Source organism: Maritimimonas sp. 2304DJ26-3 (assembly GCF_056591635.1).
In genome coordinates this window covers 595,254-608,359 of sequence record NZ_JBWQOK010000002.1, presented here as the reverse complement: position 1 = coordinate 608,359, position 13,106 = coordinate 595,254, and the positions used below count along the sequence as shown (strand labels likewise).

12 protein-coding genes are annotated in these 13,106 nt (G+C 33.1%); 3 read left to right on the top strand and 9 right to left on the bottom strand.

Translation table 11 applies throughout. The features are described 5' to 3' along the window. Genes alc through AC1EUV_RS07720 form a run of 5 tightly spaced genes read right to left on the bottom strand, consistent with a single transcriptional unit; the run spans position 1 to position 6,862 of the window. Complete coding sequence (gene alc / locus AC1EUV_RS07740) at positions 1-1,002, bottom strand: allantoicase (protein ID WP_480198107.1); 1,002 nt, start codon at positions 1,000-1,002, stop codon at positions 1-3. Positions 1,003-1,012: 10 nt separating this feature from the next. Next, the gene (allB, locus tag AC1EUV_RS07735) at positions 1,013-2,356 is read right to left on the bottom strand and encodes an allantoinase AllB (protein WP_480198106.1); all 1,344 of its coding nucleotides are present in this window, start codon (positions 2,354-2,356) and stop codon (positions 1,013-1,015) included. 3 nt (positions 2,357-2,359) lie between these two features. Continuing rightward, positions 2,360-4,624: a xanthine dehydrogenase molybdopterin binding subunit gene (locus AC1EUV_RS07730; RefSeq protein WP_480198105.1), complete on the bottom strand. Its 2,265-nt coding sequence runs from the start codon at positions 4,622-4,624 to the stop codon at positions 2,360-2,362. Beyond that, positions 4,617-6,026, bottom strand: a complete 1,410-nt coding sequence (locus tag AC1EUV_RS07725; RefSeq protein WP_480198104.1) for an FAD binding domain-containing protein — start codon at positions 6,024-6,026, stop codon at positions 4,617-4,619. Before AC1EUV_RS07725 ends, AC1EUV_RS07730 begins: the two co-directional genes overlap by 8 nt. 26 nt (positions 6,027-6,052) lie before the next feature. Beyond that, the gene (locus AC1EUV_RS07720; protein ID WP_480198103.1) at positions 6,053-6,862 is read right to left on the bottom strand and encodes a BtpA family protein; all 810 of its coding nucleotides are present in this window, start codon (positions 6,860-6,862) and stop codon (positions 6,053-6,055) included. A 64-nt stretch (positions 6,863-6,926) separates the two neighbouring features. On the opposite strand from AC1EUV_RS07720, the gene AC1EUV_RS07715 reads away from it, so the two are divergent. Together AC1EUV_RS07715 and AC1EUV_RS07710 are read left to right on the top strand one after the other, a co-directional pair. After that, entirely contained in the window at positions 6,927-7,850 is a 924-nt protein-coding gene (locus AC1EUV_RS07715; RefSeq protein ID WP_480198102.1) for a PfkB family carbohydrate kinase, read from the top strand. Continuing rightward, positions 7,847-8,755 (top strand): pseudouridine-5'-phosphate glycosidase, encoded by a 909-nt coding sequence (locus AC1EUV_RS07710; protein WP_480198101.1) that lies wholly within the window; start codon positions 7,847-7,849, stop codon positions 8,753-8,755. Before AC1EUV_RS07715 ends, AC1EUV_RS07710 begins: the two co-directional genes overlap by 4 nt. Before the next feature lies 1 nt (position 8,756). Here AC1EUV_RS07710 and AC1EUV_RS07705 read toward each other — a convergent pair whose 3' ends face one another. The 4 genes from AC1EUV_RS07705 to AC1EUV_RS07690 all read right to left on the bottom strand — a co-directional run bounded on the left by AC1EUV_RS07705 (position 8,757) and on the right by AC1EUV_RS07690 (position 12,450). Continuing rightward, positions 8,757-9,389, bottom strand: coding sequence for a peptidylprolyl isomerase (locus AC1EUV_RS07705; protein ID WP_480198100.1), 633 nt, complete (start codon positions 9,387-9,389; stop codon positions 8,757-8,759). Further along, positions 9,382-10,272, bottom strand: coding sequence for a TolB-like translocation protein (locus AC1EUV_RS07700; RefSeq protein ID WP_480198099.1), 891 nt, complete (start codon positions 10,270-10,272; stop codon positions 9,382-9,384). The genes AC1EUV_RS07705 and AC1EUV_RS07700 overlap by 8 nt, the downstream gene beginning before the upstream one ends. A gap of 5 nt (positions 10,273-10,277) precedes the next feature. Further along, positions 10,278-11,774 (bottom strand): S10 family peptidase, encoded by a 1,497-nt coding sequence (locus tag AC1EUV_RS07695; protein ID WP_480198098.1) that lies wholly within the window; start codon positions 11,772-11,774, stop codon positions 10,278-10,280. Positions 11,775-11,880: 106 nt separating this feature from the next. Then, a complete protein-coding gene (locus AC1EUV_RS07690) occupies positions 11,881-12,450 on the bottom strand; it encodes a YdeI/OmpD-associated family protein (protein WP_480198097.1) in 570 nt (189 codons plus the stop codon). A 65-nt stretch (positions 12,451-12,515) separates the two neighbouring features. On the opposite strand from AC1EUV_RS07690, the gene AC1EUV_RS07685 reads away from it, so the two are divergent. Further along, the gene (locus AC1EUV_RS07685) at positions 12,516-13,100 is read left to right on the top strand and encodes a hypothetical protein (protein ID WP_480198096.1); all 585 of its coding nucleotides are present in this window, start codon (positions 12,516-12,518) and stop codon (positions 13,098-13,100) included. Positions 13,101-13,106 lie beyond the last annotated feature (6 nt).

The window sequence follows — 13,106 nt, the reverse complement described above, 5'->3', positions numbered from 1 at the left end:
TTATTTCTTAACTGTTCCTAGTACGCGTAATCTACTTACGCCACCATCTGGGTAAATTTTCAATTTAACATGTGTAACAACTTCATCGCGCTCAATAAGATCATCACTTTTAAAAATGTTTTCTCTATGAGGAGAAAGTCCTTTTTTTGGTAGGATACTCAGCCACTCAACTTTATCATTCAGTACATCTTCATCATTTTCTGAATAGCAGCAGTCAATTGCACATTTATGGGGATAGTTTCCTTTAAAATGATAGGTGTCTACGATTAATTTTTCGATAAATCCTTTATGGCCTAATTTTACAATCACCCAATCTTCATTGTCTGGAGTTCTATTGCGCTTGGTTTCCCAACCATCACCCATATCTTTTCCTTTATGAGGATTGATAAGGTTATGCATAGAACTAAAGAACATATCATTACAAGTAAGTACTTTGCCGCAATTATTTACCAGAGCAAGATCAATTTCGTTTTCATCGCTTACTTTATCCCAATCTTTATGAACTTCTCCATACACTCTGAATCGTGCCACGCCACCATCAGGATAAATATGTAAACGCACATGCGTGTATACTTTATCTGAATCAACCTCAAAAAAGTGTTGACTACCGGGCTCTAACGGAGATTTTGGTAGAATTTCATCCCAATCTAGGTAATTTGCCAATTCCCAATCTTCTACTTCTCCTTCAAAAGACATAGCATCTACAGAAGCGAAAGGAGGATGATTTCCTAAAAAGTGATTGGTATCTATATCAAACCCTTTAATTTTTCCTTCAGATCCTAATTTTACTACTGCCCAGTCATGTCCTTTATCACGTTTCCGTCTTGACTCCCAGCCGTCCATCCATTTGCCATGATCGGTATATTTATCTTCGATAAAAATACCCCTACCAGATTTGATTAGATTTTCTTTTTCAGCAAAAAAATCATCTGTGGCAAAGACAACTTTGCCACCAATTTTCTCTGAAGCCAGATCTGTAAAACTTAATAACTTGTGTTCCAAAATTAAAGGTTTAGATTTTTAATAATAATTCTCCTGCACTTAATTCCTTTAATTCACTATTCTCAACTACGTGCCTCCCCTTAACAAAGGTATGAATTATTTTACCTTTTAGTCTATGCTCTAGATAAGGCGTAGTTTTATGTTTATGAGCAATGATTTCTTTTGTTACCATAAATTGTTTGGAGTCATCCCAAATTGCGATATCAGCTTCATAACCAGCTTTTAAATATCCTTTTTTATTGTCTAAACCTAAAAATTTAGCCGGATTAGAAGTTAATAATGGTATTAAATTTTCAATAGTTAGCCCTTTCTTCTCTCCCGAAGTCCATAGGGCAGGTAAAGTAAACTGCAAACCAGCAATACCACCCCAAGCTTTAAACAAATCTCCACTTTCTAGTTCTTTCATTTTAAGTGGAGCAGGAGAGTGGTCTGACGCTAAAAAATCGAATTCATTGTTTAACAAACCTTTCCATAACTTATCATTATTTTCTTGCTCTCTTATAGGTGGAGCACATTTGTATAAGGGATCTCCATCAGGAATAGCCTCTGCATTAAAAAATAAATAATGCGGACAGGTCTCAACAGTAATTTTTTTGGTTCTTTTTTTTTGCTTATTTATTGATTCTAAACCACTTGCAGCAGAGAGGTGAACAACATGTGTTTTTATGTTATACTTTTCTTGTAAATCAAGCGTTAGTTTAAGTGCATTTAATTCCCATTCCGTGGGTCTAGATGCTAAATACGCTCTATAGCTTTTTGGATTATTTATTGCCTGCGGAATGTTTTTATTCTCCCCCAATTCACAATGCAGCAATAAAGGTAAATCATACTTAGCTAAAATAGGAGCAATTTTTTCAAGATTGGTTTTAGAAACATTAGGAAATTCATCGATACCTGAATGGGTTAAAAAACCTTTAATACCAAAAACACCAGCATTTATAAGTGGTTCAATATCTTTTTCGTTACTTGGAATCGCGCCTCCGTAAAACCCACAGTTTACATGCAATTTGTTTTTTGTTGCTTTCTTTTTAAGTTCAAATGCCTCAACATTAGTTGTAACTGGATCTGCGTTTAATGGCATTTCTATAAGAGTAGTAATACCTCCCAGAGCAGCTGCTTTTGTAGCGGAGTCAAAGCCTTCCCAATGAGTTCGCCCCGGCTCATTTATATGTACATGAGCATCGATAATTCCTGGCATTATTATAAGGTCATCGAAATCTTGAAAAAAAATACCTTCTTTATGATGTTTTCCATTTAAAACTGCATGGATTTTGTCATTTTTTATATGTAGAGTTGCTTCAGATAATTGCATATCTATCCAACATCGTTTACTATAAAGTAAGAACTCATCCATAAATTACTTCTGGTATAAACTCATTAACACCTTTTCTGGGGTCATGGGCGAATGAAATTCCATCTTGTAGTTAGGGTTGAAAGCTTTAATGGCATTTTGTAATGAAAAATAAACTCCAATCCCATACATTAAAGGTGGTTCGCCTACTGCTTTAGATTTTAGAATTGCATGTTCATGGCCATCGGTTTGTAAAGGAACTACTTCAATATCTTCAGCAATCGAAAAAATATCTGGCACTTTATAAGTTGATAATGCATTTGATAATAATCTTCCATTTTCGTCATAAGCAATTTCTTCCATGGTCATCCAACCAATTCCTTGAGCTAATGCACCTTCTACTTGACCAATATCTATACCTTCGCTCATGCTTTTACCAAAATCATGTACAATTTTTACAGAATCAATCGTATAAATACCTCGAGTACAATCTACTGTGGTTGTAATAATTGCAGTTCCGTATACATGATAGGCAAAAGGATGTCCTTTTTCTTTTGTTTTGTTAAAATGAATCTCGGGTGTTGCATAATGTGCTTTCTCTGATAATGAAATACGTGCCAACATTGCTTTAGCTATTAATTCCTTCCACGAAAGTGCTGATTTTTTTCCATTTATATAAATCCATTCTTCTTTAAGGGAAAGCTCTTCTTTATTTACTTTTAAATGATTTGCTGCAACCGTTTTTAAACGTTCAAGAATGGCATTACACGCTTTGAGTAATGCTTTTCCATTTAAATCGGCCGTAGAACTGGCTGCACTCGGTGATGTGTTTGCAACTCTTGTAGTATTAGTTGTCTCTAACTTTACATCTTTTTTACTTATACCGAAAGTTAAAGCCGCTATTTGCAACATCTTAGTGTTTACACCTTGCCCCATTTCTACCGCTCCGGTACTAACACCAACACTTCCATCTTGGTAAACATGCACCAATGCTCTTGCATTGTTCATTGGTGTATTTGTAAACGAAATTCCGAAACAAATTGGCATTAAAGCAATGCCTTTTTTGTAATCGTAATTCTTCTTATTAAAAGTTGTTACGTCATTTTTTAACGATTCATAATCAAAACCTGTCAATGCCGACTCCCAAGAGTTTTTAGCTTCAACCTGCGTCATTATTTGACCATAAGACAACTCATCATTTTCTTGTAGTAAATTGGCTTCTTGAATTTCTTTAGCTGAAACGCCTACTTCTTGCGCTGCTTTAACAATAGCAGCTTCTATAACAAACATACCTTGTGGGCCTCCAAAACCTCTAAATGCCGTATTTGGAGGTAAATTGGTTTTACAACTATAAACCGTTGCTTTTACATTTTCTACAAAATAACTATTTGTGGCATGAAATAATGTTCTTTCTGCTACTGCAGGAGATAGATCGGCCGCAGCGCCAGAATTTTGATAGAAATCAGCTTCAAAAGCGATAATTTTTAAATCTTTATTGAGTCCAATCTTAAAGTCGCTTTCATAAGGATGGCGTTTGCCCGTCATTCTAAGATCATCATGCCTGTTTAAAACAAATTTTACAGGTTTTTTTAGAATATAAGTTGCTAAACCAGTCATCACAGCCCAAGGGGTAGCTTGATCTTCTTTACCACCAAAGCCACCGCCTAATCGAATTACATCTATTTCAACATTATGCATACCTACACCTAAAACCTTTGCAACGGTTTTTTGAACTGCTGTTGGTCCTTGTGTGGATGAGGTTATTTTGATAGTGCCATTCTCCATAGGTACAGCATATGCACCTTGTGTTTCTAGATATAAATGTTCTTGACCGTTTGTGAAAACCTCACCTTCAAAAACATAATCACATTTGGTAAACGCATTTTTTGTATTACCTAAATTAAATGTTCTTGGGTTGTTGATTAGTTTTCCTTTTGTGACTGCTTCTTTAGCTCTAGTTATAGTTGGTAGTTCATCAATTTCTATTTCTATTAATGCTCTAGCTTTTTTAGCAATTAATTCAGATTCGGCAACTATAAATGCAATAGGTTGCCCCATAAAATGAACTTCATTTGTTGCAAACAAGGGCTCATCTGGAATAATACCTCCAATTTGATTTTCCCCCGGGATATCTAAATAAGTGAAAATTCTTTCGACACCTTCTAGACTTTTAGCTTTTGAATAATCTACTTTCTTTATTTTTCCATGAGCTTTAGGCGAATCAAATACCAATCCATACAAAGTTCCCTGTTGCACATTAATATCATCTACAAACAACGACTCACCTCTTACATGACCAAAAGAATCAATATTTTGAATATTCTTATCCATTAACCAATTCTTTAAGGTTGAATTTTTTTGGATATAATTTCGAGAAGTGAGCAAATAACAACTGCTTAGCCAATAATCGTTTATATTCACTTGCGCCTCTCACATCACTTATAGGAGCTATTTCTTTTTGCATGATCACATTTGCTTCAATTATTAAGTCAATACTCAAATCTTTTCCTTTTAAAAAGGCTACTGTATCATGTAGGTATTTAGGAATTGGTGCTACACCGCCAATTGAAAAATGTACATTTTGAATGATATTATTTTTTTCTAGAATGAAGAAAGCTGAGTTTACACTAGCAATATCTAAATGCGTTCGTTTACTTATTTTTTCAAAATTGAATTTTCCTTCTGGATTAGGAACATCAAAAGAAATATTCGTGATTATCTCACCTTTTTTAAGGTCAAACTCTTTATATCCTTTATAAAAATATTTAAGCGCTACAGTTCTAAGTTTATCCGTAGAATTCTTAATTGTAGTCTTACTATCTAGAGCTAAAAAAATGATAGTCATATCGCCTATGGGTGATGCATTCACAAAGTTACCGGCTATGGTTGCCATGTTTCTAATTTGTTCAGACGAAACTAGCTTTAAATATAACTTGATATCTGGGACATATACTGACATAGCATTGTTATACATTATATCTGTTACTGTGGTAGAAGCCCCCATTACACAGGTATTCTTATAAAAAGAAATTCCTCTTATTTCATTATCTGCAGCTAATAAATGAACTTCTTCTTCAGAAAGAGTGTCTGCGTGTCTAACATATACATCAGTACCACCAGCTACAAAATTTAATCCGCTGTTTATGTTATTTTTTGAATTAAGTTGTTGTAGTTTTTTAGGAATATTAGCAAAGTAATCAGGTAGAAATCCGTTGTCAATAAGCCAAATAAGTTTATTTTTCACATTTCGTTCTTCAATTTTACTAGTAATTTCTTTAACAGCTTTTTCTATAGATTTATAGCCAGTGCAACGACAAATGTTTCCGCTTATAGCATCTAAGCCATCAAAATAATTTGTTGCTTTGTTGTTTAATGCGAACCCTGTTAAAGACATTATGAACCCTGGAGTGCAAAAGCCACACTGTGTCGCATAATTGTCTGCCATCGCTTTTTGTGAGGTATTTAATTTACTTTCTAGATTAATACCTTCTATGGTTACAATATGTTTTTCATGAGCATTTCCTAATGGAGAGATACACGAAGTAATACTCTGATAAGAAATATCATTGTTGTTTAGAGACCCAACTAACACTGTACACGCACCACAATCACCTTCTCTACAACCTATTTTTGTGCCTTTAAGTTGTTTGTTTTCTCGAATAAAATCTAATAACGTTATACCAGGGTTAGCTTCAGTTTTTACAAGTGTATTATTAAGGATAAATTCGATCATAGCTTATAAAGTTATTAAAAAAAATACTATGATCTTAACTCATTTACTTTATTCATAAATGCGATAATTCTATCATAATCAAGTGAATTTTTCCAGTTTCCATTTTTCTTAAAATGTGAGCCGACAATTAACCCATCACAGGCTTTTAAATATTCTGAAACATTATCTAAGGTAACGCCAGAACCAACTAAAACAGGAAGTTTTGTTGCTTCTTTAACTTTGATTAGCTCATTAATGCTTGTCTTTTCTCCAGTACTTTTACCTGTAATTATTAGTCCGTCACTTAAAAAGAATTCAGCTGCTTTAGCTGTTTCTACTATATTAATGTCTTCTGTTAAAACATGAGAACTATGCTTCTTTTTTATATCTGTAAAAACCGCGATATTTTCAGCATTTATGCTTTTTCTAAATCTTAGTAATTCACCAGCATTAGCATCTATATAACCTTCATCAGCTAGATGTCCATACACAAAACCTTCAGCTCTAACAAAATCTAAGTTCGCATTTTTTGCAATGGCTATGGCAGCCTTATTAGCACCTGCTAAAACTTGAATACCACAGGGTAAATTAATCTCTTTCTTTATTTGATATGCAATGATGCTCATCAAAGAAGATATTTCATGACCAACTTCGTTTTTTATATACGGAATATCATGCATATTTTCTATGGCAATAGCGTCAATTTGAGCTTTTTTATAAATACTTAATTCTTGTAAAGAAGTATCTATAATTTGATTAATGTTATTTTTAAAATTCGGAGTTCCAGGTAATGCCGGCAAATGAATCATACCAATTACTGGTTTCTCTTTTTTAAAAATTGACTTAAATTTAACCATATGCTTTTGTAATCTATTGTAAATTTACTTAAATTTAAAAGAGTTTTACTAATACGCTATAATTATGTCTTCTTCACCAAAAATAACAGTAATTGGAGCCTCTAATATTGATCTGATAGGTTTGTCTAAAGAAAAATTAATCTTTAAAGATTCTAATATTGGTAGCTTTGAAAATATTCTTGGAGGTGTTGGTAGAAATATAGCAGAAAACCTCAAAAGATTAGATATAGATGTTGAGCTAATGAGCATTTTTGCTGATGATGAGTTTTCGAAGACTTTAATTAATTCATGTAATGATTTGGGTATTTCGATTAAGTATAGTCTTACTAAAAAGAATAGTAAGACCTCACTCTATGTGGCTCTTATGAATCATTATAATGATTTAGCATTGGCGTTATCTGATATGGAAATTTATGATGAAGTTCCTAATTCTTTTATTACCGATAGCTTAGATGTTATAGAGCAAAGTGATTACTGTGTTTTAGAAACTAACTTACCCAAATCTATCTTAGAATTGGCAGTAGAAAAACTGCCAGATACCAAATTCGCCATTGAAGCTGTTTCTGCACAAAAAGCATTAAAAGCGAAGTCTATTTTAAATAAAGCGTATATTTTAAAATGTAATTCTATTGAAGCGGAATTGCTGAGTGGTATTAAAGTTCACTACGAAAGTGATCACGAGCGTATTGTTGAACATTTTCTGAATTTAGGAGTAAAGAAAGTGTTTGTTACTTTAGGAAAAGATGGCGTTGCATATGGAGATGAAAAAGAAATTTTTACAGCAAAAAATAAGATAATAACTCCTGTAAACACGAATGGTGCTGGTGATTCTTTTATGGCAGGATTACTATATGGAGAGTTAAATAATATGGAAATGTATGATATGGTAAAGTTTGGTGCTACTTGTGCACTGGCTACTATTCAGCATAAGAATGCCGTTAACCCTGATATTTCTGTAGAAATGGTGAAAAAGCTTATGGAAGAATGACCTCAAATTACCTCGAAGTCCATCCTGAAGTTAAAAACGCTCTAAAGCAAAATAAACCTGTAGTTGCTTTAGAATCTACAATTATTTCTCATGGCATGCCTTTTCCACAAAACATGGAAACTGCCCTTAGAGTTGAGCAAATAGTTCGTGAAAATGGAGCTGTTCCAGCTACTATTGCTATCCTTAACGGGAAATTTAAAGTTGGCCTTACGAAAGAGGAGATCGAACATTTGTCTAGATCAGGCATAAAAATAGTTAAGGCTAGCCGAAGAGATATACCTTATTTAATTTCTAGTAAAATTGATGGAGCCACAACAGTTGCTTCTACTATGGTTGCTGCTAATATGGCTGGAATTAAAGTTTTTGCTACTGGGGGTATAGGTGGTGTCCATAGAGGAGCAGATACTTCTTTTGATATTTCTGCTGACCTACAAGAATTAGCAAACACCAATGTAGCCGTTGTCTGTGCTGGAATAAAATCCATTTTAGATTTAGGTTTAACATTAGAATATTTAGAAACTCATGGTGTACCTGTTTTAGGATATAAAACTGATGAACTGCCAGCATTTTATACACGTGAAAGTGGATTTAAACTAGATTATAAAATAAACTCTACTCAAGAAGTCGCTGATTTTCTAAATACAAAATGGAATATGAATTTAAAAGGAGGTGTAGTAATTGCCAATCCTATCTCTAAAGAGCATGAATTAGATTATACTATTATGACGGAGGCAATAAACCGAGCTATTGAAGAAGCAAATGAAAAAAATGTAGGTGGTAAAGAGAATACACCTTTTTTATTGGCAAAAGTTAAAGAATTGACTGGTGGTAAAAGCTTAGAGGCTAATATAAATCTAGTTTATAATAATGTTAAGTTGGCAGCTGAAATTGCTAAAAGACTATAAGTTACTTTAAAAGATAAACTCTCTTGATATAATCTAATTTTGGAAATTCTTTTCTAAGGTATTTGTTACCTGATTTTTCTGTTTTGTCTAATTTTTCTGAAGGTCTTCCTTTGTAACCATTATAAAATGATTTTACAACATCCATTCCACTAATTACTTTTGCAATAACTGGAAACCCTGCAACGCCTTTAAAATTTATAGTATCTAATCTTGGGGAATTATTTTTTAAATTGACAAATAATTCGGTTGTTCTAGTTTCTTTCCCACTTCTTGCAAATGCAATAGTACCTACCGCATTTTTTTGTAATACTGGTTCGTCAGGAACCTTATAATTTTCCCATTTATTATTTAAAAGAGATTCATTATGAATACCAAATTGAGCAACATAATTAGGAACTACTCTGAAAATAGCAATATCTGTATAGTACTCAGATATAATTAATTGATATAGCCGATCAACTGCTTTTGGTGACCAAGATCGGTGAGCTTTAATGTCAAAGTTTCCTTTTGTAGTTTCAAATCGAGCTTTAAAAGTTTTTGGAGCCTGTTTTTTTGTCCATCCTTCTTTGAATAATTTTGGACCACACCCTACAATAAAAAAAAGTAAAAATATAAGCGATATATTTTTACTCATTTGTAGTTTCAACAACTTCTTCATCTATAACAATTGCTATTTTATTTCCTGACGGACTTACAGCAAGTCTGGTAATTCCGTTTAGTCCAAACTCTTTTAAGGATGCAATTTCAACCCAATCTTTATCATCGCCGGGCTTTAGTTTGTAGAGTTTGTCATCTTTACCCATAATCATAGTACCATTGGGTATCCATGCCATATCTTGAGAACCAGCAATTGCATCAGCTAAATATTCTTTTTTACTATTTAAAGGATCAATAGAATAAATCTCATGATCTTCATGCTCATGACTTATATAACTTATTAGCTGGGTATTTGGAATAACATGAATTGACCTTCCAATATTTTTTTCAATGGGATATTTTATCTTAAACTTAAGATTAGAAACTTCCAGAGTTGGTGGATCGTTTAATACAAATGAAACTACCATTTTTTTATTAAGCCAAGCATGATAACCAACTTTTAGGTTTTCTATTAATACTTTAGGTTTTTTTCTATTAAAACGATAAAGCCACAACAACTGTGTTTCATCTTCCTCAAGTTTTATTGCTGTAAAATATTTAGTAAGTGGAGATTGTGTTGGGGAATATTCACTACCTAATGTATTTGTTAACCAAGATTTGAGGTTACTTTCAAGATCATATAAGGCAACATCGGTTTGGTCATTTCTAGTTGAAGCAAAAAGTACCCCTGTACCATCTAATAAAAAGGAAGGCTGATTATCATAAAAACCTTCATTATCAGAAATATTTATTGGGTTCTCAAGTTTAAAAGTTTTTAGACTATCATTTACTATAAAATCAAAAAGATATACCTCCGTTGCTGGCTGAGAAAAGCACAGCCCAGAAGTTAAAATGATAAATAAAAAATATATCTTTTTCATAATTGTTAATACTTCGCGGGAATACCGTTCTTAGGTAATGTCTTTTTAATAAACTCTCTTAAATCTTCATTTGCTTTTTCTAGATCTTCTTTGCGTAGGTACATCATATGTCCGCTTCTATAACCCTTAAAATCAAATCGATCTTTCATTTTTCCACTTGGGTCTATTTGCCACATAGAATATTTGGCAGCAGAATAAGTGGTTGCACCATCGTAATATCCAGATTGAGTCAATACATTTAAGTATGGGTTTTGAGCCATAGCTTGACGCAATCTTTCACGTACATTATTATTAGTTCTATCCCAAGGGCGTACAGGCCCAAACATGTTATACTTTATATCTGTTTTGTAATTTAAAACTTCTCGAAGATAGTAGTTAATTGCTGGTGTAAATGAATGTAGCCAAGAAGTTAGTTCAGCGCTATAATCTGGACCATTTCCAGTTTCATTTTTATCAATACCCAAATAGCGAGAATCTAATCTACCAAGTGTTTGACCAGATTTATCACGTAATAGTTCTTTCCAGAAAAAACGAGGTGTCACATCGAGATTGCTTTGTAAAATAGCTTTTTCACTAAGCCCTGAATAATAAGCCATTTTTTTAGCAATAGCTTTACGCTTTTCATCACTAATAAAACCGCCTTTTGCTAAAGCAGGAATCAGCTCGTTAATGGCAAATTCTTCAGATTCAGGTAATATCTCTAAGAGATCTTTATTCTGAAGTGCAGGAGGCAACATTTTATGGTGCCATGCTGCTGCTGTCATATATGGAAAGTCAATGCCAGTCGATACAGGAACGTCAGATTCAAACACTTTATAATCGGCTGGTGATACCATAATAACACCATTTAAATACATCCATTGATTATTTTGTAACTCAGAAGCTAAACCCATTACACGAGTGCCTCCATAACTTTCACCAATTATATATTTAGGTGATTGCCATCTGTTAGTACGAGAAACAAAAGTGTTAATCCATTCAGCTAAATATTTAATGTCAGCATTAATACCGAAGAATTGTTTTTTATCTGGATATTTTCCTTTCTCATCTTTATACATACGTGAGTACCCTGTATTAACAGGATTTACATAAACGATATCGGCAACATCAATAATGGAATATGGATTCTCTTTTACTCCATAAGGTTGAACAGGATACCCCTCATCATCAATTTTTAAAATTCTAGGCCCAGTATAGGCAACATGCATCCAAACAGATGCAGAGCCAGGACCACCATTAAAAGATATAATTAAAGGCCTTTTTGCATCATTTTTAATATCTGAACGCTTGTAGTATGTGTAAAAAAGTGAGGCGATAACATTACCGTCTTTATCCCACACAGGTTGTGTTCCTGCCTTAGCAGTATAAGGAATCAGTTTGCCTTTTACAGTTACTGTATTTTTGGTTGTAACTACTGAATCTGGTTTAAGCATTCTCTCTTGGGCATACGCAGTAGCGACGCACAAGAATATGGCTAGTATTCTAATGAGTTGTTTTTTCATATTATTTATAATTTGATTGCCTGTAGGGTTTAGGAAATCACACAAATATAGCAATTATTTATAAGCGTTTGTGTTAATTTTAATGATCTATAAAAGGTTTAGTCTCTTATTTAGATTTTATGTTTTTTTCACATAGATCAATAATTTCTCGAATTCTTTTTTGTCGAGTTTCTTCTCTTTTTGCCTGATTTAACCAGTATAAATATGATTTTCTATAACTTTTAGCAAAATTTTGATAGTTTTTGAATGCCTTTGTGTTTTTATCAAATGCAATTTTAAGGTCATGAGGAATGATGCCGTTTTCAACATCATCTAATGCAGTCCAAGAGCCATCTCGTTTTGCAGTTTCAATTTTCTTAAGACCACTTTTGTGGATGAGGTTATTAGTCAGTAATTCCTTAATATATCTTTTATTCAATGCACTCCATACACTTTTAGGTTTTCGGGGGCAGAAATATTGACGACGTTTTCCATTACCTAAACTTTTAACTGTAGAATCTATCCATCCAAAACATAAAGCTACTTTTACAGCTTCCTCCCAACGCATGGTTGGTATTTTAGTTTCAAGCTTATAAAGGATGATATAAACACCTTTAGATGAATCATGATTTTTTAAGAGCCAATCGTACCAATCAGTATCTACGGTAAAATATAATTCAGGTTTTTCTGAAGTCATTAGAAAATATTTAACAGTAAAGTTAATATTTTGATAGTATCTTTAGCAGAATCAAATTTTTAAAAATGAAATACCTTATAACTTTTTTAATAGTAGTATGTATGCATATTAATTTACAAGCTCAAGATGAATTACCTTATTATCAAATACCAGATTATCCAGATTCATATACTGCTGGAGCTGTAGCTGCACGAATGATTGACGGGTTAGGGTTTAGATATTATTGGGCTACTGAAGGATTAAGACCTGAAGACTTAGATTATAAACCAAGTGAAAATGGTAGAATAACTAAAGAAACTATAGACCATATTTATGGATTATCTAAAGTAGTTGTAAATGCAGCAATTAAAGCTGTAAATGATAGAACGTTACCAAAGGAAGAAGAATTAAGTTTTGATGAGAAGCGTAAAAAGACATTGCTTAATTTTAAAACTGCTGCTGACGCCTTGAGAAATGAAAAGGATTTAACTGATTTTAAGATAATTTTTAAGAGTGATCGAGGTTCAAGAGAATTTCCATTCTGGAATAATATTAACGGGCCTATAGCAGATGCACTTTGGCACACAGGTCAGGTGGTTTTAATGCGTAGAGCTTCTGGAAACCCGTTCAATTCTAAGGTGAGTGTATTTAATGGTAAATTGAGAGAATAAAAAATT